This is a genomic window from Pseudomonas sp. EA_65y_Pfl2_P78, assembly GCF_963970495.1.
GTDB classification, from domain to species: domain Bacteria; phylum Pseudomonadota; class Gammaproteobacteria; order Pseudomonadales; family Pseudomonadaceae; genus Aquipseudomonas; species Aquipseudomonas baetica_A.
The window spans coordinates 1-19622 of sequence record NZ_CAXAON010000050.1 but is presented as its reverse complement, the minus strand read 5'-3'; the positions used below and the strand labels follow the sequence as shown (position 1 = coordinate 19622).

The following is a 19622-nucleotide window of genomic DNA, read 5'->3' as shown; positions in this document are numbered from 1 at the left end:
CATCCCGAACTCAGCAGTGAAACGATGCATCGCCGATGGTAGTGTGGGGTTTCCCCATGTGAGAGTAGGTCATCGTCAAGATTAAATTCCGAAACCCCAATTGCGAAAGCAGTTGGGGTTTTGTTTTAGTAGAAGTACCCATTTTTGCTGGCTCGTTACCGTGTTGACGGGCCAGATACAGAATTTCTTGACGACCATAGAGCGTTGGAACCACCTGATCCCATCCCGAACTCAGCAGTGAAACGATGCATCGCCGATGGTAGTGTGGGGTTTCCCCATGTGAGAGTAGGTCATCGTCAAGATCGAATTCCGAGACCCCTGTCTGCTAACGCAGTCAGGGGTTTTCTCGTTTCAGGGCTTCCCGCTTTATGAGCTTTGCTGATGTATCGAACCTGCCATTTGCGCCACCTGGTATAACGCTAGTCACTGGCGAACCCCCCAATCAAAACACCGAACACTGCAATCATCATTTGTTCAGTGTGCCTGGCGCTCGAGTAGTGGTCAGAAAACCTTCCGCGACACAGGCTCTGGATCACCGTTCGGCGGGAATCTGGCAGAAGTGACGTCCATTTCGTGCAAAGCCCTAAGATTTCTGCGAAACGTGCCGACAGACTGGTGAGACATGCGTGCACCAAAGTAGAGCAGACAGTAGAACGCTGCTTACGCTGTTACATGGAATGTTGCATCCCGGAACGCATCCCCACATTTGTCATAAGAAGTCCCATGAAATGAATCTCAAGTTCAGCCATAAAATCCTGCTGGCCGCCTCGGGCGTCGTGGTCCTGGCGTTCGCGCTGTTCACCCTCTATAACGACTATCTTCAGCGAAATACCATTCGCCAGAACCTGCAGTCTTCCGTGCAGCAAGCGGGCGATCTGACTGCCAGCAGCGTGCAGAACTGGATGAGCGGGCGGATTCTGGTTCTGGAGAACCTCGCGCAGAACGTTGCCCATCAGGGCAAGGACGCTGATTTTCCGGGGCTGGTTGATCAACCAGCCTTCACCTCTAACTTCCAGTTCACCTATGTCGGTCAGGCCAACGGTGTGTTCACTCAACGCCCTGACGCGAAGATGCCGGACAGTTACGATCCGCGGCAGCGCCCCTGGTACAAGCAAGCAGTGGTCGCCGACAAAACCATGCTGACGCCGCCCTATATGGCCGCCGTCGGCGGTCTGGTGGTGACCATCGCCATGCCGGTGAAAAAGAACGGTGAACTGCTCGGCGTGGTCGGTGGTGACCTGAGTCTGGAAACCTTGGTGAAGATCATCAACTCGGTGGACTTCGGTGGTTTGGGTCATGCGTTCCTGGTCAGCGCCGACGGTCAGGTGATCGTCAGCCCGGATAAAGATCAGGTGATGAAGAACCTCAAGGACATCTACCCCAACTCCAGCGTGCGCATCGAGAAGGGCAACCAGAACGTGGTGCTCAACGGCCAGGAACGCATCCTGTCGTTCACCCCGGTCAATGATCTGCCGAATGCCGAGTGGTACATCGGTCTGTCGATCGATCACGACAAAGCCTACGCCGCACTCAGCCAGTTCCGTACTTCGGCGTTGATCGCGATGTTCGTTGCCGTGGGTGCCATTGCTCTTCTGCTGAGCCTTTTGATCAACGTGTTGATGCGCCCGCTGACCACCATGGGCCGTGCAATGCAGGACATCGCCCAGGGCGAAGGCGATTTGACCCGGCGTCTGGTGGTCGAGAGCAAAGATGAATTCGGTGAACTGGGCAGTGCCTTCAACCAGTTCGTGGAGCGGATTCACGCGTCGATTTCCGAAGTGTCTTCGGCCACTCGCCATGTGCATGATCTGTCGCAACGGGTGATGGCATCGTCCAATGCCTCGATCGTCGGCTCCGATGAGCAGAGTGCGCGTACCAACAGCGTGGCCGCGGCGATTAACGAGTTGGGCGCCGCCACGCAGGAAATCGCGCGTAACGCCGCCGACGCCTCGCAGCACGCCAGCGGTGCCAGCGAGCAGGCTGATGATGGCCGTCAAGTGGTGGAGCAAACCATTCTGGCAATGACAGAGTTGTCGCAGAAGATCAGCCTGTCGTGCACTCAGATCGAAACCCTGAATGCCAGCACCGACAACATCGGCCACATCCTCGATGTGATCAAAGGCATCTCGCAACAGACTAATTTGCTGGCGCTCAATGCCGCCATCGAAGCGGCGCGTGCCGGTGAAGCCGGTCGTGGTTTTGCGGTAGTGGCGGACGAAGTGCGTAACCTTGCCCATCGCACCCAGGAATCGGCGGAAGAGATCCACAAGATGATCACTTCCCTGCAGGTCGGTTCGCGTGAAGCGGTGAGCACCATGAACGCCAGTCAGGCGTCCAGCGAGCAGAGTGTTGAAGTGGCCAACCAGGCCGGTCTGCGCCTGGTCAGCGTCACCCAGCGTATCGGTGAAATCGACGGTATGAACCAGTCAGTGGCCGCCGCCACCGAAGAGCAGACCGCGGTGGTGGAAACCCTCAACGTCGACGTTAACCAGATCAACCTGTTGAATCAGCAGAGCGTGGCCAACCTCAACGAGACGTTGAAGGATTGTGATGCGTTGTCGCAGCAGGCGAACCGGTTGAAGCAGTTGGTCGACAGTTTCAAAATCTGACCTGAAGTCAGATCGCGTTATCGTTCTTCGCGAGCAAGCCCGCTTCCACAGTTTTTGGCGCACACAATATTTGTGTAAGACCAAGATCCTGTGGACGCGGGCTTGCTCGCGATAGCGGTAGTTCAGTCACCGCTAAACCAAAGCCTTAAACAAACAGCTTCAAAACATTCCCCATCGCATCATCGGCAAACCCCTGCACAAACTCCTTGAACCCCGGCAGGGCTTCGGCCCCCCCACTGGCAGGCTCGGCAATGATCGTCCAGGTCGCCCGCGACTTGCCTTCGCCCAGCGATTCCACATTCATCGCTGCCCACAGATTGGCCACGCCCAAGGTGTTGTAGATCGTCGTCCAGGTCATGCACCGTGCCTGTTCATCGCGGGAGTTGAGTTGTTCAACCACCACGTTGCCATCCTTGAAGCATTTCTTGCGCAGCGAAGCCACGCCCTCGCCGGTCATTTCGATGTGCGACAGCGCCGGAATGAACCGGTCGAAACCGCCGAAGTTGCCGACCACCGCCCAGACGTGTGCAGCGTCGGCCGGCACTTCCACTGAAGAGACGACGTGGCAGCCGTGCGGGTTTTTGATCAGGGTGTCCGGTTGCAGAGTGCTCATGGTGTTGCTCCTTTTTGATGAACTAGATGAAGTTGATTTCTTTCAGGTAATCGCAGCCGCGACGCAGCAGCGCCGGGGATTTTTCCGGGTAGTGCGCGCCCATTTGCTGCACGCCGGCCTCGGCGTTGGCATGGCCGATCAGGGAGATGTCGCCGATGTCTTCCTCGAAGCCGTTGAGGTAGAAACCGAGCACACCGAACAGCGCGTTGTCGGCATCGACTCGCCCCAGTTGCTGCTGCCAGTCCGCGACGCTGACCAGCGAGAACTCATTGCCGGTTTCGCGAAACGAATCGACATAGGCGTCCCAGCTCAAAGGCTCGGGGTTGTGCAGGTTGAACACCGCGCGCTGCGCCGAATAACGGCTGGCGTGGAAGGCGATGAAACGGGCGAGAAAGTCCACCGGCATCAAGTCGAAATTCAGCGCGAAGGCCGGCACCTGACCGAGTTGGAGTGAGCCTTTGAGCATCAGCATCAAGCGGTTTTTGTGCGGCTGGCAGACACCGCTCAGGCTGTTGAAGCTGATATTGCCGGGGCGATACAGATTGACCTGAACCCCGAGCGTGCGCGCCCGTTCGAGGATACGTTCACCGACCCATTTCGACAGGTTGTAGCCGTTGCGAATGTAGATCGGTGGCGTTGGCGCGGCGGGCAGTTCCAGGACCCGGCCGGCGTCATCGACCGTGCTTGAGGCCGACAGCGTCGAGACGAAATTGAAGATCTTTTTGCTGCGCCCCTCACACAGGCGCAGCAAGGCGAAAATCGGCTCGACGTTGTCCGCCGCCAGCGACTCGTAATCGAGTACGTGATTGACGTTGGCGGCGTTGTGCACCAGTGCGCCGAACTCGCGATCAAGGCGTTGATAATCGTCGTCAGCCAATCCCAGTTGCGGTCGAGAGATATCTGCCGCGTAGACGCGCACTCGACTCAGATCCAGGTGTTCGAGACGGTTCTCGCGCAACGATTGTGCAAAGCGCTGCTCCGCCGTTAACCCGCCGCCATCACGCACCAGACACGCCACTTCGCTCGCGCCCCAACCGAGCAGCGCCTCGACAATATGTACGCCGACGAAACTGTTGGCGCCGGTGACGATCACCTTGTGCACATCGCCCATGCGGCTGATCGGCAATGGCTCGATCTCCAGCGCTCGTTCGGCATCGGCCATGGCCAGAGCGCTGAGCACGGTGCTGGCATCGCTGCCACGCACCAGCGTCGCCAGTTTGATGATGGTTGGCCGTTCGATGAAGCGGTTGATCGAGATGCTGCGGCCGAACTCCTCACGCAAGCGCAGCAACATCCGCGAAAGCAAAATCGAGTGCCCACCGAGATTGAAGAAGCTTTCGTCGGTGCAAATATCACCGGGCGGCAGCTCCAGCAGTTGCGCCCAGATCTCCAGCAGCAGGGCTTCGTCGGCATTCGCCGGCAGGCATTTCGGGCCGCTGTCCTGGACGCTCACCGGCAGATCGAGCAGCGCTTTGCGGTCGACCTTGCCGTTGCTGGCGAACGGCATGCTCGGCAGCTCAGTCCACGCCACCGGTTGCATGTAGTCGGGCAGAAACTGCTGGGCGTGGGCCTTCAGCGCTTCACGTGCGGCGTCCGATTGAGGCTGGGCGAGAAACGCCAGAATCCGCCGCTGACTGTCGATCACCACGGCGATTTGTCGGTACAGCTGACTCTCGCGCAGGCAACGTTCGATCTCTTCCGGCTCGACCCGGAAACCGCGGATCTTCACTTGATTGTCGCGCCGCCCGCACAGCTCGATACCGTGCTCGCCCCACTTGGCCATGTCGCCGCTGCGGTAGGCGCGCAACGGCTGGCCATCCGGCAGATTCAGGGTCAAGTAGCGCTCGGCAGTCTGCTCTGGATTGTTCAGGTAACCGAGGCAGACGCCGGGACCGACGATGAACAGTTCGCCCACGGTGTGCTCGGCCACCGGTTGCAGATCGTCATCAAGAATCAGCACTTGGCTATTGGCGATCGGTGCGCCGAGGGTTCGATTGCTGTCGCCGGGTTTGAGCTGGCGAGCGGTGATCAGCACGGTGGCTTCGGTGGGGCCATAGAGATTGTGCAGTGTGCCCTGGCGGGTCAGTTGCTCGATGACGAACGGCTCACAGACATCGCCGCCGGTCATCACCTGCTGCACGCTTTGCAGTTGCTCCAGCGGCAGGATGCTCAGTAGCGCCGGCGGCAGAAACGCGTGGGTCAGTTGCCGACGACGGATGAGTGCGACCAGTTGCAGCGGATCACGCCGTTGCGTGTCATTGGGCACCACCAGTTCGGCGCCTTCGAGCAGGGTCGGGAAAATATCGATCAGCGAGGAATCGAAGCTCAGCGAAGAAAACTGCAACACCCGACTCTCGGCCTGCAGTTGCGTGTAGTCGGCGTACCACGCGGTGAAGTGCGCGAGATTCGCCTGACTGAGCAGCACACCCTTCGGATGCCCGGTGGTCCCCGAGGTGTAGAGCGCCATGCACGGTGCGTCGAGTTCCGGGCGCTGGCGCATCAGGGGGCGACCGAGATCGGCGTCTGTACTGTCGATATGGCTGACATTCAGCCCCGGCATGGTTTCGCTCAGCGGATGTTCACCGTCATGCAACAACAGCAAGGCACCCGCGTTTTCCAGGATGTATTGCTGGCGCTGCAACGGATGGCTCGGCTCCAGCGGCAAGTACACCGCGCCGCTGCCGAGAATCGCCAGTATCGAGGCAAACAGTGCAGGGCTTTTCGGCAGGCAAATGCCGACCACCCACGGTTGCGGATGCTGGTCGAGCAGCGGCTGCAAGCGCTGTTGAATCGCCCGGCTGTGAGCGTGCAACTGACGGTAGCTGATCGACTGCTCGGCGACGTGTAGCGCCGGGCGTTCGGCGTGGCGGATCAGGCTCTGTTGCAGGCCTTCGATCAGCGGAGTCTGTGCCTGTTGCAGCAGCGCCGGGTGCGCTGTGGCGTTGAGGCGATGAACGTAGGCCAGGCTGTCGAGGAACAGCAGGTTTTGCACCTGTTCAAAGTCTGGCGCAGCAACACACGCAACCTGTTGGAAATATGACTCATCACGGGAGAAGCGGCTGACCAGCAATGCCACCTCGTCGACCACATGCGCCAGGGCCCTTTGGCGCAGTGATTGGCCATTGCCTGAAGGCTCATCCGCTATCGGCGTGCGGCTGATCAGTGACGAGCCGAGAAAGCACAGCAGGTCGAGTGTCGGCAAACCTGCACTGCCTTGTGCATCGACACCCAGGCGCAGATGCAGGTGTGGAATGGCGCAGAGATCGCCGGCTGCAATGAAGCCATCGTCGATGATCAAATCCACCGTCGATTTCGCTGCGCCGTTGCGCCGCAATGTATGCCCGTGTTGTTCAAGCTCCACCGCCAGGTCAGCCATGGCCTGGCTTGTGCCAATCAGCAAAATGTCGAGACGTTTCATGTCGGCCTCCTCTTCAAACCAGATAGTCGTGCAGGGCGTGCTGGACACACGGCGTGTCGAGCAGCGAGCTGTTGTGGAAGAACTTCACGATGTTGCCGACCAAGGGGTGGTGGCGGTTGATCGGAAAGGCCAGTCCGGCCATTTCGCTCTTGAGCGAGTGGCGCGTGGCGTCGTTGACCGGCAGTGCATCGATCAGGCGCAGGTCGAAGGATTTCTGGATGTCGTTGGTCAGGTAATGTTCGATGAACACCGGCAGAATCTGCGCGATGGTTTCGCGATCTGCCTGGCCTGCGGTGTGCCAATAGATGCGCACCATCCGCGCCCAGAAACTTGAATGGCGACCCTCGTCGAGCAAGTGGTCGGCCATCAGGCCCTTGATCGATGGCTTGACCGTGTCGTCCCGGGCGAACGCCGCGACGTCACCGGTCACGGTGTTTTCCGCGATGGCCACGCAGATCAATTCCACGGCGCTGCGCAGGTGCTCAGGTGCCAGCGCAACGGCAGCCGGAATCGCCCGGCTCAGCTCGATTTCATCGGGCAACTGAATCGGCTCGATGCCGGTCATGGCCACCGTTTGCTGCATGAAATCCATCGCCACCAGTGCGTGGTAATCCTCGTCCACCACCACGGTCATCGCGTCGTAACGACAGGCATACGGGAAGGGCACGGCGAAACGGTTCTTGGCGATGCTGCGGGCGGTCTTGTCGACGATTTCGGTTTCGAAGATCACCACGTCGTTGATGAACTTGTACAGCGTCTGCACCAAGGCGAAATCACGCTGTTGCGGACATTCGCGCAGGAAGGTGTCGCAGAGCACCAGCGGTTGGCGGCTGAGCGGATAGATCAGGCGCTGGTCGTCCTCCAGTACCCGTCGCGGGCGGGTCCGGATGGTTGCGCGGCTCTCCCACGCCTCGGCGAAAGATTGGTAATCGGCGGCATTCATCGGGCCACCTCCGCCAACGGTTCACGCATGCTCAGGCGCAGGCCGTCCCACAGTGCGATGCGGCTTTCGACGGCGGCAATGGCGCTGGCGTAAACCTCGCTTTCTCGCTGCGGGTCGCCGTCGACGAGCCTTTCAAGAAGCTGTTCCGCCGCCGGGCCGTGATCCTCGGAGTCGACTTCGATGTGCCGCTCCAGGTAGTAGCGGAAGGTCGGCGCCTGTTCGATGCCGATGCCCCAGTCATCGAGGATGCGCTGGAACATGGTCGGGATCACACTTTCGCGGCCATGCAGAAACGCAGCGGCCACGCTGTGTCCCGGCGCATGCAGGGCAATGCGTAACGTGTCGCGGACAAACTGCGCGGCGGCCGGATCGATCTCGATGCTCTGCAGTGCCACGTCATAGCTCACGCCTTCTTGCTGCAGCGCGACGAAGCGTTCCACAGCCGAGGTACTCGCACCGACTTCGCGCATCGCATCCAGATACAACTCGAAATGGCTGTAATGACCATGGCTCAGGCAGTCGTCGGATTCTTCACCGAGGACAATTTCATTGATCAGACGTGCGGCATGGGGATCACGCGGTGGCAGCCAGGGCAGACGGGTGCAAGTCAGTTCCTGTTGCAGGCGTTTGGTCAGCGACATGAAATCCCACACGGCAAACACATGGGTTTCCATGAAACGTTGCAAGGTACTCAATGAGTCGATTTCGCCAAAGATGGGGTGAACGCTAAGTTCGGCTTTCTTCTGGGCAAGTTGGTGCTTTATTTGAGACATGACGGGCCTTTATCCTTGATGTGAAATGGGACAGCTCTTTCAACTGCGCAATCAATGGAACAGCGGCTTGTTATTCTTTTTCCAGGCGTACGGCAGCCTCATACAAATCAATGAAGTTGGATTGATGTATGTCTAGAACTGCGCGGCAGCCGGACTGGGCGTTGCCATCCCTTTACTTGTAAGGTTGGTCTGCGCCCCACTGGTGCGGGAAGTTCAAGCTCGGCGAGGAAAAACTAATACAACGCCAAACAAATTAACAAGTCTAATTTTAATTATTTTTAGTTGTCGTTTTTTCAAGTATGAGTGTGCCCGATAAAACTATTTGAATAAGTTTTATTGGGGCGAAGTTGCTCCTTTCGGACAATAAAGGCCAAAATGAAATGTACAGAGTGAATGCCTCACTCGAAGCAACTTTGTGATGAAGAGATTTAAGTTATTTGAAGGGATGAAAGTGGGCGATGACGGGCGCCGATTCTTTCCTTTTCCCGTGACAAGGCTCCTTCCGTAGGTTCCTGTTGCGGGGACTGCGCCGGCGGTGCGGTGCGTCGCCCGTTCTTTTTGGGTTGGCCGTTCAAGAGTGAGGGTAAATGGCCGCCACGGCTATTACCGATTCTTCACCGCAGGGGTGCAAGTTTCGGGCTGATTGACGCAGGGAGGTTAGAGCGAAGGGGTATGGATGCCAGCGTATTTGTGGCCGGTGCGCGGAGGATTTGTAAGCGGGTTATTCGCCGGGCAGACCTGCAAGTCTGAGCCCGGCGTGCAGGGATCAACGTGTGGCTTTGCGGTTTTGCGCGGCAGAACTGGCGAGATACTCGGTGATGACATCGACACCACGGTTGAGGTGCTGTTCGAGCAGAGCGATCGAGCGTTCGACATCACGCTCGATCACCGCTTGCAGCATGGCGCGATGGTCGTCCTGAGACAGTTTGCCCAGGCCCATGGCGTCGAGGTTGAAACGCAGGAAGCGCTCCTCTTCGTTGAGCCCGTCCTCCACCAGACGCAACAGCCGCTGGTTGGGCGCCTTGCAGTACAACGCCATGTGGAACAGGCGGTTGAGCTGGCCGATTTCCGTGTAATCGTGTTGAGCCTCTAACGCTTCGATGTAACGGGCTGCCTGTGCGTGATCAGCGTCGGTCAGCAGTGGAATCGACTGACGCATGGCTTCGGACTCGAGCAGAATGCGCAACTCGTAGGTTTGCGCGGCATCACCCTGAATCAGCGGGGCCACCACGGCACCTTTGTGCGTGGTAACGCTCAGCAGTGCCTGCGCCTCGAGCTGGCGCAAAGCTTCGCGCACCGGCATGCGGCTGACACCGAACAGATCAGCGAGATCCTGCTGGCGTAGGGCTGTGCCACACGGTAGACGACCATCAAGGATGGCGGCACGCAGGGTTTCTTCGATCGTCGAGCGAGCCAAGTGAGCGGGAATCGGCCCATCGACTTTGATGCTCTGCAGCGGTTTGGGCTTCTGAGTCACGACTACGCACCCTGTATGTCGACTGAATTTGGATCCAAATGACACTAGAGATTGCTCTACAGGTTGTCAAACCGTGTAGAGGATCTCCGTCACATTTGAAGTTTAGCGCGTCGTGGATGATCTCATGGTGCCATTGTTTTTTCCCCGGCTAAGCTTCACCATCAAACGCTTTCATTCCTGCCTCCTGGAAACCTGCTGTGGCGGTACGTTTCGTGATCCCCCGCACGTTGCGCTGGTTAGGCTGCGCACTGCTGCTGGCCGGCCTCATGCTGGGCGGTCTGCATGCCGATTGGGATTTTTCGGCGATCAGCCGCAAGGCTACGGCACTCTATGGACCGCTGGGCGCAGGGCAGCAGCGGATTGATGCCTGGCAAAATCTGCTGGCGACGCAGAAACAGGTCAGCGAAATGGACAAGCTCAAGGTGGTGAACCTGTTTTTCAACAAACAGGTGCGCTATGTCGAAGACATCGACCTGTGGCACGAGGTCGACTATTGGGAAACCCCGATTGAGGCGCTGTGGAAGGGCGCCGGCGATTGTGAAGACTACGCGATCGCCAAGTATTTCAGTCTGCGCCACCTGGGCGTTTCCAGCGACAAACTGCGCATCACTTACGTCAAGGCACTGCGCCAGAACCGCGCGCACATGGTGCTGACTTACTATTCCACGCCCGACGCCATGCCGCTGGTGCTCGACAGTCTGATCGATTCGATCCAGCCTGCGTCCCAACGGACCGATTTGCTGCCGGTCTATTCTTTCAATGCCGAAGGTCTGTATTTGCCGGGGGCCAAGGGCAACAAAAAGGTCGGCGACACCAAACGCCTGTCGCGCTGGCAGGATGTGCTGAAAAAAATGCAGGCCGAAGGTTTCCCGGTCGAAACGATTAACTAGGAGCACGCGCTCAGATGTCTTTGTTCAAACAGCTGTTGATCGCTATCTGTCTGTTCCTGGTGGTCGCCTTCACCGGCAGCTTCATGGTCAGTCTGGAGAGCTCGCGCACCCAGTACGTCAACCAGTTGCGCTCCCACGCTCAGGACGCGGCGACGGCGCTGGCGTTGTCATTGACGCCTAATATCGACGATCCGGCGATGGTCGAGTTGCTGGTCAGTTCGATTTTCGACAGCGGCTATTACGCGAGCATCCGCGTGGTTGATCTGAAGACCGACAAGACCATCGTTGAGCGCAGCGGCATCCCTGCCGTTACCAACGTGCCCGATTGGTTCGTCAAACTGATTGGTCTGGAGCCCGCTGGCGGTGATGCGCTGGTCAGTCGTGGTTGGGAGCAGGCGGCAAGAGTTGAAGTGGTCAGTCACCCGATGTTCGCCCTCGCCAAGCTGTGGCAGAGCGCGCTGGGCAGTCTTGGCTGGTTGCTGATCTGCGGTGCCGTCAGTGCCGTACTCGGCGCGCTGTTGCTGCGCCGGCAATTGAAACCGCTGGATTACATGGTCCAGCAGTCCCATGCGATTGCCCGGCGCGAATTTCTCATCCTGCCGCAGCTACCGCGCACACCCGAGTTGCGGCGCGTGGTGCTGGCCATGAACCAGATGGTCGAGAAGCTCAAGGCGCTGTTTCAGGAACAGGCCGAGCGCAGTGAAAAACTGCGTGCAGAGTCCTATCAGGACAACCTCACGGGGCTGGCCAACCGGCGCTATTTCGAGATGCAGTTGAACAATCGGGTGAGTAACCCGGAGCAGGCCAGCTCCGGTTACTTGCTGTTATTGCGGGTCAAGGACCTGGCCGGGCTGAATCAGCGCCTTGGCGGCCAGCGCACTGATGAGTTGCTGAAAGCGGTTGGCGAGCAACTCTCCCGCGAGTGCGCCAGATACCCGGAAACCCAGAACCTCGTCACCCGCATTCGCGGCGGTGAATTCGCCGTGCTGGCGCCGGGGCTGGTCCGTGAGGAAGCGCTGCAACTGGCGCAAAGCCTTGATGCCGCGCTGGGCAGCTTGCATACCACGGGGGCTACCGATGTCGCGGCGGTGGCGTCGATTGGTCTGGCGCCGTTTGCCCACGGCGATTCGCCGCAAGCCGTGCTCAGCCTTGGCGATCAGGCGCTGGCGCAGGCCGAGGGGCAGGGCGAGCAGAACTGGGCGTGTATCGATCACAGCTTCACGGCTGACGTTGGCGACGATCACCACGCCTGGCACCGTTTGCTCGATCAGGCATTGAATCAGCGGCGTTTCGAGCTGTTCTTCCAACCGGTAGTGGCCGCTGAAGACACGCAGTTTGTGCTGCACTACAAAGTGCTGTCGCGGTTGCTTGATGATCAGGGGCAGACTATTGCGGCCGGGCGTTTCCTGCCGTGGCTGGAGCGTTTTGGCTGGACCGCGCGACTGGATCGCCTGATGCTCGAACGCGTGCTTGAGCAGATGATGGAGCATGAGGATTCGCTGGCGCTGAACCTGTCGTCCGCGACGTTGGCCGATCCGCAGGCGTTGAACAAAGTCTTCGAGATTTTAAGGGCTCATTCCAATCTGGGGGAGCGTCTGACCCTGGAAATAGGCGAAGAGCAATTGCCGGAGCAAGCCGTACTGGAACAGTTGACCCGGCGTCTGCGCGAGCTTGGTTTCTCCTTGAGTCTGCAGCGTTTCGGCGGGCGCTTCAGCATGATCGGCAACCTGGCGCGGCTGGGGCTGGCGTACTTGAAGATCGATGGCAGCTACATTCGTGCGATCGATCAGGAGAGTGACAAGCGCTTGTTCATCGAGGCGATCCAGCGTGCGGCGCACAGCATTGATCTGCCGCTGATTGCCGAGCGTGTGGAGACTGAAGGGGAGTTGGCGGTGATTCGCGAGATGGGGCTGTATGGGGTACAGGGGCAGTTTTTGGGTGAGCCCAAGCCTTGGCGGTGATCTTTTAGTTTGGCGGCGTCACGGATGCCGCTTTCGCGAGCAAGCCCGCTCCCACGGGGGATTTGAGTTGTTGACCCGTTCCCCTGTGGGAGCGGGTTTGCTCGCGGATGGGCCTGAAGATTGAGTCTTCAGATCAACCCGCCCTCATCCTCGTCAATCAACTGACTCAACCCGCCCAACGCCTCACGCGCCTGGGTCCGGTCCATCAGTTTGGCCTGGGCCGCCGGGGGCAGGTCGGTGACGCGGATCACGCCTTTCTGGGTCAGCACCTGAATCAGGTCGTCGAGTACCCGAATCATTTCAAAGTCGCTCTGCTTGAGCTGTTTGAGGCTGTTTTCCACGGCTTCGTTGGCGTACCACGCCTGGATTTCGTGGTGGTCGGCGGGCAGCGTTTCCGTGGCCTCGGCGTAGGCCGTGGCTTCCACGCGAATCAACTGGCCTTGCGCATCGCGTTGCACGTAAAACATTGAGCATCCCTCAGAAATGAACCCGCGTCATGCTGTCAGCAGCATAGCCAACCGCACGCGAGTATGCGGTGCGGCGACGCAATCGTCACCGGTCCGGACAGCACAAACGTGACGGCCGCCCCATTGGGGCGGCCGTTTTGTTCACGGATCAGCTGTTGTTGTGGTCGACTTTGATGGTCGGATCGCTACCGGCAATCAGGTTGTGAATGTTGGCGCTGGACCAGTTGTTGCCTTCCAGTTTGATCGTCACGTCCGGCGTTGCGGCGGCTGTATCGCCCGAGTTGAACTTGCCGCCCGAGCTGACTTGCAGCGACGACACGCCATCGACCGTGGTGATCTTCAGGAAGTTGTCGATGGTGCTGCCGGTTTCGCCCTGCAACAGGTCACGCAGGTCGATGCGGTCACCTTCGCTGGCCTTGAAGTCCTTGATCACGTCGTTGCCGGTGTCGCCCGCCTTCCAGACGAAGGTGTCGGCACCGGAACCACCGATCAGGATGTCGTTGCCCTGCCCACCGATCAGCGTGTCGTTGCCGGTGCCACCGAGCAGAATGTCATTGCCTTTACCGCCGTCGAGCAAGTCGTTGCCGCCCGAGCCGAACAGAATGTCATTGCCCGCGCCGCCCAGCAGGGTGTCGTTGCCGTCATGCGCACCGGACACATCGAACGCCTGATAGTGCTCGGTGATGTACTGGTGCACATTGCTGGTGGTGACTTTGCTGACGTCGACGCCGGTTTCCTTGGCCACGAACGCCTGCATCGCCTGATAACCCTCGCCGGCAATGCCGTTGAAACTCACCAGATCGCCGAACAGGATGTCGTTGCCGTTGCCGCCGCTGACAGTGTCGTTGCCCGGCATCGTCGCTTCGGTGTGGCCGATGATCGAGTTGGCCAGGTCCTTCGGATCGATGTTGGTTTGCGGCGTGTGGTCTGAGTCGTACGGCTTCAGATCGTTGAGGCTGACGCCGCTGTTGATACCGATGGCCTCGACGTTCGACAGACCGCTGAGCAGCGTGAAGCTACTGTTGGAGTTGCTGGTGGTCGACGAGTCGGTGCTGTTGCCGGTGCCGGCCAGGCTCGACAGCTCATAGGTACCGTCGCCCTGAGCGTGAATAGTGCCCAGACTGCTCCAGTTCCAACTGCCATTCTTGTACGTCTGCAATACCACGCTGCCGGCGCTGTTGATGCTCAGGTAGTGGGTGTTATCGATGTAAGTGCTGAAGGTGTCGCCCAGCTTGTAGTTGCTGGTCGTCACCACGCTGTCGAGCTTAACGCTGCCATACAGCGTCGGGTTGGTCTGCTCGCCGTTCTGATAGTAGGTCGGCTGGCCATCGGTGATGAAGTACGTGAGGTTTTTCGCCCCGGTGTTGGCCACCGCTTCAGCGCTCTGGAAGAAGTTGGCCGTGGTCTTGAACACGTCCTCGTAGTTGGTGCCGCCGCCGGACGTCATCGAGTCCAGCACGGCCTTGAGCTTGGTCAGGGCGTTCGGGTCATTGAGGTTCACCGACACCGATTTGTTGACCTGGGTATCGAAGTCCACCAGGAAGATGTTCACCGTGCCCGAATTGCTGCCGCCCAGGCTTTGCTTGAGGGTGTTGAACACCGATGTCAGCGAGTCCTTGGCCGCGTTGATGGACGAGGTGCTCATACTGCCGGAGCTGTCGACCATGAATGCGATGTTGTAGTTGGTGCCCGGCACGACGGTCAGACCGCCGATGTCGGCAACGATGATGTCGTTGCCATCGGTACCGGTGACGGTGTCATCGGCCGAAGTGGCGACGATGGCGTTGTAGACCGCCGGCACCACGGTGACCGGAATGGTTGCCGTGCTGCTCGCCGAGCCGCCGACCTGTTCGGTGGACGTCGAGGTCACGGTCAGGTTGAACTGGCCGTTGTAGTACGGCGGTGGCGTGACGGTCAGGCTGCCGAGATTCCAGCCAGTGACGTTGGCATCGCCGCTGGTCGCCGTGACGGTAAAGGTATGGCCCGCGCCATCGCTGAGCACCGAGCCGACCGGTGCGCCGCTGATCTTCACGCTCAGGGTTTCCGAACCATCGGTGTCGGTCAGCGCAGTGGAGACCGCCGACAGTTTGACCGTGGTGCCTTCGGCACCAGTGTTGAGCTTGAAGCCGTCGTAATAGCCTTCGCCGTTGGTACCGTGCAGATCGGAGACGGTCACGCCGGAGTTGATCAAGTCCTGCACGCCGGTGTAGATCGGCACGCCAGCGCTGCTCAGGTCGATCGCCGTGCCGCCGTTGACCGACAGGTTGACGTCGTAGCTGCCTGGACCGTTCTGGTTGTGGTGGTAGATGTCCAGGGTGTAGTAACCGCTGGTGGTCGGGGTGAACGAACCGTTGAGGTTGCCGCCCGCGCCCCACGTCGTGGCTGCCACGTTTTTACCGCCGATGGTCACCAGCAAGCTGTCATCGCCGACACCGCTGAAGGTGTAGGTCTTGCCCGCTTCCAGATAGATCAGGCCGGATGTTTTCGAGGCGGTACCGGCGGCTACACTGCCGTCGGACTGCACATTGGTCACGGTGCCGCTGGAGTTCGGTGTGCCCGCGCCGTCGATCACGTTTTTCAACGTGGTCGAATCGGCGCCGTTGCCATTGGTGCCCAGGCCCGACAGGCCGGTCCAGACTTCCTTGATCAGCCCGGTGGACTTCACGCTGTTGTCGGCCACGCTCACGGTTGGGGCATCGGCCACCGGCGTGATGTCGATTTTTACGGTGCCGGTGTTGCCCAGCAGTTGGCCGTCGGTTGGCTGGAACTTGATCTGTGCGTAGTCCGCCTGGTTATTGCCCACACCGGTGCCGCCGTAACCGTTCACGCCCGACTCGTTGGCATCCGGCATGAAACGCAGTTTGCCAGCGTCGATGTCGGCCTTGCTGAAGGTCTGGTTGGTGGCGACGTCTTTCCAGGTCGAGCCGTCCAGATACTGCAGTTTGCCTTCACCCGGCAACTGAGTGATTTTCACGCCCAGGCTGCTGGCCGGGCTGTCGACGTCGGTGACACCAAAGGTCGACCAGCCGAGGATCAGCGGCGTGTCTTCGGTGCCGGTGACGTTGACCGGTGCCGCTACCGGCGCATCATTGACTGCCACCACGTTAACCGTGGTGGTCGCGGTGTTGGAGTAGTTGCCGCCATCGGTCACCTTCACGGTGATGATCCGCGGCACGGTGCTTGGGTCTTCACTGTTGTTGGTGAAGCTGATGTTCTTGATCGCCTGCATGTAGTCGGCCAGCGTCGCGTTGCCCGACAAGGTCAGGGTAACGGTGCCGTTGGTGCTGTTGGCATTGATGGTGATGCCGTTGACGCTGTTGCCCAGGTTCAGCGCATCGCCGTCCTGACGGTTGGTCAGAGTGACGGTCGCGCCCGTCAGCAGGGTGCTGTCCGGATCGGTGATGCTGATGTCGGTGTCGGCAATCGACACGCCCGCACCCGGAGTGTTTTCGGTGAAGGTCACCTTGTAGTCGGCACCGGTCGCGCCGCTGGAGTTGTTGGCGTCCAGATCGAGAACCGGCGGTGCATCGTTGTCGATGATCGAGGTGCTGACGCTGCCATTGGTGCTACTGACGGCGAGGTTCTCGAAGTTGCCGCCAGTGGCCGAGTCGATCTTGACCACGAAGTTCTCGGTGCCTTCGGTGATCTTGTCATCGATGGTCGCGACGTTGAACTGCGCACTGCTGGCGCCCGCCGGGATCTTCACGGTGTACACACCGGTGAAGTCCGAACCGTCGGCAGCGGTGCCGCTGTAAACGATTTTCAGGGTCACTTCAGTTTGCGCCGGGTGGGTCAGGCTGACGGTGTAGCTGGCGGTCTGGCCTTCGGTTACCGAGGTGCTGCCGGTGATGCTGACAGTGGTCGTGTCGATGGTGTCGGTAACGTTGGTCACGGCTGGTGTGTTGCTGGTCACCAGGTTTTCGAAGCTGCCGCCGCTGGTGCCGGTGATGGTTGCCTGCACGGTGCCAGCGTCTTTGTAGACGTCGTCAGCCGGCGCTGGAACAGTCACGGTGCCCGTGGTTTTGCCGGTTTCGATGGTGATCACCGAGCCGTTGCTCAGGGTCACGGTGACTGGCGAGCCAGCGGCGTTGGTCAAGGTCGCGGTGTAAACGATCGAACCGCCCTCGGCCACTGTGCCGGTCGCAGTCAGCGACAGATTGGTGGTGTCGATGGTGTCAGTCACCGTGGTGCTGACCGGGGTCTTGTCGGCTACGAGGTTTTCGTAGTTGCCGCCGGTTACGCCGGTGATCGCATTGGTCAGTGGCGCATGACCGGTCAGCGCATCGTTTGGCGCAGTCGTGGTGACAGTGCCGGTGGTTTTACCCACTTCGATGGTGATGTTCTGACCGTTGGCCAAGGTCACGACGACTGGCGAGCCGGTCACTGGCGCGCCCACGGTGGCGGTGTAAGTGACGGTGCCGCCTTCTGCTGCGGTGCCGGTGGCGCTCAGTTTCACCGACGTGGTGTCGATGGTGTCAGTGACGCTGGTCACGGCCGGAACAGTGCTCGGTACCAGGTTTTCGAAGTTGCCGCCGGTGGCTGTGCTGATCGCTGCCTGGACGGTACCGGCATCTTTATAAACGTCATCTGCCGGCGCAGGAACAGTGACGGTGCCGGTGGTTTTACCGGCATCGATGGTAATGACTGCGCCGTTCGACAGAGTTACAGTCACTGGCGAGCCAGCGGCGTTGGTCAGCGTCGCGGTGTAAACGATCGAACCGCCTTCGGCGACAGAATCGGTGGCGCTGAGCGACAGGTTGGTGGTGTCGACGGTGTCAGTCACGGTGGTGCTGACTGGTGTTTTGTCGGCCACAAGATTTTCGTAGTTGCCGCCGCTCACGTCAGTGATCGAGTTGGTCAGCGGTGCGTTACCGGCCAGCGCATCGTTTGGCGCAGTGGTGGTCACGGTGCCGGTGGTTTTGCCGACTTCGATGGTGATGTTCTGGCCGTTGGCCAGGGTCACGACGACTGGCGAACCGGTGACCGGTGCACCAACAGTGGCTGTGTAAGTGACGGTGCCGCCTTCAGCCACGGAGGTATCAGCCGTCAGTTTGACGGTCGAAGTGTCGATGGTGTCGGTCACTTCAGTCACGGCCGGAACAGTGCTTGGCACCAGGTTCTCGAAGTTGCCACCAGTAGCAGTCGAAATGGTTGCTTCGACTTTGCCGGCATCTTTGTAGACGTCATCGGCAGGCGCTGGAACAGTCACAGTGCCGGTGGTTTTACCTGCCTCGATAGTGATGACGGCGCCGTTCGACAGAGTCACGGTGACTGGCGAACCCGCGGCGTTGGTCAGGGTCGCGGTGTAGACAATCGAACCGCCCTCGGCGACCGAGTCGGTGGCGCTCAGCGTCAGGTTGGTGGTGTCTACGACGTCGGTGACGGTGGTCGAAACCGGTGTTTTGTCGGCCACGAGGTTTTCGTAGTTGCCACCGCTCACGTCAGTGATCGAGGTGGTCAGCGGTGCCTGACCAACCAATGCGTCGTTAGGCGCGGTGGTGGTGACAGTGCCGGTGGTTTTGCCGACTTCGATGGTGATGTTCTGACCGTTAGCCAGAGTTACCACGACTGGCGAACCGGTAACCGGAGCACCCACCGTGGCGGTGTAAGTGACGGTGCCGCCTTCAGCCACGGAAGCATCGGCCGTCAGTTTGACGGTCGAGGTGTCGATTGTATCGGTGACGTTGGTAACGGCCGGAACAGTGCTTGGCACCAGGTTCTCGAAGTTGCCGCCTGTGGCAGTCGAAATGGTTGCTTCGACTTTGCCGGCGTCTTTATAGACGTCATCGGCTGGAGCCGGAACAGTGACGGTGCCCGTGGTCTTGCCCGCCTCGATGGTGATCACTGCGCCGTTCGACAGGGTCACGGTGACTGGCGAGCCAGCAGCGTTGGTCAGGGTGGCGGTGTAGACGATTGAGCCGCCCTCAGCCACGGTACCGGTCGCTGACAGCGACAGGTTAGTGGTGTCGACGACGTCGGTGACGGTGGTCGAAACCGGGGTCTTGTCGGCTACGAGGTCTTCGTAGTTGCCGCCAGAAACCCCCGTGATCGAGTTGGTCAGCGGTGCGTTACCGGCCAGCGCATCGTTCGGCGCGGTGGTGGTCACGGTGCCGGTGGTTTTGCCGACTTCGATGGTGATGTTCTGGCCGTTGGCCAGAGTTACCACGACTGGCGAACCCGTGACCGGGGCGCCCACGGTTGCGGTGTAAGTAACGGTGCCACCCTCGGCCACGGAAGTATCAGCCGTCAGTTTGACGGTCGAAGTGTCGATGGTGTCGGTCACTTCAGTCACGGCCGGAACAGTGCTCGGCACCAGGTTCTCGAAGTTGCCGCCAGTCGCGGTGGAAATGGTTGCTTCGACTTTGCCGGCATCTTTGTAAACGTCATCAGCCGGCGCTGGAACAGTCACAGTGCCGGTGGTTTTACCGGCCTCGATGGTGATCACCGAGCCGTTGCTCAGGGTCACGGTCA

9 protein-coding genes, 2 rRNA genes and 2 pseudogenes are annotated in these 19622 nt (G+C 59.7%); 6 read left to right on the top strand and 7 right to left on the bottom strand.

Going from position 1 to position 19622, the window contains the following annotated elements; translation table 11 throughout:
• From rrf (AACY02_RS26125) to AACY02_RS26115, 4 genes and pseudogenes are all read left to right on the top strand, one after another.
• A 5S ribosomal RNA gene (rrf, locus tag AACY02_RS26125) occupies positions 1 to 81 on the top strand; the annotation flags it as partial.
• Between the two features lie 105 nt (positions 82 to 186).
• Positions 187 to 302, top strand: a 5S ribosomal RNA gene (gene rrf, locus AACY02_RS24800).
• Positions 303 to 677: 375 nt separating this feature from the next.
• Positions 678 to 1754, top strand: a pseudogene (locus tag AACY02_RS26120) (HAMP domain-containing protein); the annotation flags it as partial.
• Between the two features lie 69 nt (positions 1755 to 1823).
• On the top strand, positions 1824 to 2609 hold the full coding sequence (locus AACY02_RS26115; RefSeq protein WP_371857642.1) for a methyl-accepting chemotaxis protein: 786 nt from the start codon (positions 1824 to 1826) through the stop codon (positions 2607 to 2609).
• 145 nt (positions 2610 to 2754) lie between these two features.
• On the opposite strand, the gene AACY02_RS24790 is transcribed toward AACY02_RS26115, so the two are convergent.
• The 5 genes from AACY02_RS24790 to AACY02_RS24770 form a co-directional block, all read right to left on the bottom strand.
• Positions 2755 to 3222, bottom strand: a complete 468-nt coding sequence (locus AACY02_RS24790; RefSeq protein WP_339434193.1) for an SRPBCC family protein — start codon at positions 3220 to 3222, stop codon at positions 2755 to 2757.
• A gap of 22 nt (positions 3223 to 3244) precedes the next feature.
• Positions 3245 to 6640, bottom strand: coding sequence for an amino acid adenylation domain-containing protein (locus AACY02_RS24785; RefSeq protein ID WP_339434192.1), 3396 nt, complete (start codon positions 6638 to 6640; stop codon positions 3245 to 3247).
• 13 nt (positions 6641 to 6653) lie between these two features.
• A complete protein-coding gene (locus AACY02_RS24780) occupies positions 6654 to 7583 on the bottom strand; it encodes a diiron oxygenase (RefSeq protein WP_339434191.1) in 930 nt (309 codons plus the stop codon).
• Positions 7580 to 8356: a DUF3050 domain-containing protein gene (locus AACY02_RS24775; RefSeq protein WP_339434190.1), complete on the bottom strand. Its 777-nt coding sequence runs from the start codon at positions 8354 to 8356 to the stop codon at positions 7580 to 7582. The genes AACY02_RS24780 and AACY02_RS24775 overlap by 4 nt, the downstream gene beginning before the upstream one ends.
• Positions 8357 to 9122: 766 nt before the next feature.
• Positions 9123 to 9833: a GntR family transcriptional regulator gene (locus AACY02_RS24770; RefSeq protein WP_339434189.1), complete on the bottom strand. Its 711-nt coding sequence runs from the start codon at positions 9831 to 9833 to the stop codon at positions 9123 to 9125.
• A gap of 197 nt (positions 9834 to 10030) precedes the next feature.
• Between AACY02_RS24770 and lapG the strand changes: the two genes are divergently transcribed.
• Both lapG and lapD read left to right on the top strand, forming a co-directional pair.
• Entirely contained in the window at positions 10031 to 10723 is a 693-nt protein-coding gene (gene lapG, locus AACY02_RS24765; protein WP_339434188.1) for a cysteine protease LapG, read from the top strand.
• 14 nt (positions 10724 to 10737) lie between these two features.
• A complete protein-coding gene (lapD, locus tag AACY02_RS24760) occupies positions 10738 to 12684 on the top strand; it encodes a cyclic di-GMP receptor LapD (RefSeq protein ID WP_339434187.1) in 1947 nt (648 codons plus the stop codon).
• A gap of 128 nt (positions 12685 to 12812) precedes the next feature.
• Here lapD and AACY02_RS24755 read toward each other — a convergent pair whose 3' ends face one another.
• The gene (locus AACY02_RS24755) at positions 12813 to 13151 is read right to left on the bottom strand and encodes a tryptophan synthase subunit beta (RefSeq protein ID WP_339434186.1); all 339 of its coding nucleotides are present in this window, start codon (positions 13149 to 13151) and stop codon (positions 12813 to 12815) included.
• Positions 13152 to 13299: 148 nt separating this feature from the next.
• Positions 13300 to 19622: pseudogene (locus AACY02_RS24750) on the bottom strand (LapA family giant adhesin); the annotation flags it as partial.

Bases quoted from the DNA above. Each gene is read 5' to 3' on its own strand.
- lapD (WP_339434187.1), top strand. From the start codon at position 10,738: ATGTCTTTGTTCAAACAGCTGTTGATCGCTATCTGTCTGTTCCTGGTG.
- AACY02_RS24755 (WP_339434186.1), bottom strand. From the start codon at position 13,151: ATGTTTTACGTGCAACGCGATGCGCAAGGCCAGTTGATTCGCGTGGAA.
- AACY02_RS24790 (WP_339434193.1), bottom strand. From the start codon at position 3,222: ATGAGCACTCTGCAACCGGACACCCTGATCAAAAACCCGCACGGCTGC.
- AACY02_RS26115 (WP_371857642.1), top strand. From the start codon at position 1,824: ATGGCATCGTCCAATGCCTCGATCGTCGGCTCCGATGAGCAGAGTGCG.
- AACY02_RS24780 (WP_339434191.1), bottom strand. From the start codon at position 7,583: ATGAATGCCGCCGATTACCAATCTTTCGCCGAGGCGTGGGAGAGCCGC.
- AACY02_RS24775 (WP_339434190.1), bottom strand. From the start codon at position 8,356: ATGTCTCAAATAAAGCACCAACTTGCCCAGAAGAAAGCCGAACTTAGC.
- AACY02_RS24785 (WP_339434192.1), bottom strand. From the start codon at position 6,640: ATGAAACGTCTCGACATTTTGCTGATTGGCACAAGCCAGGCCATGGCT.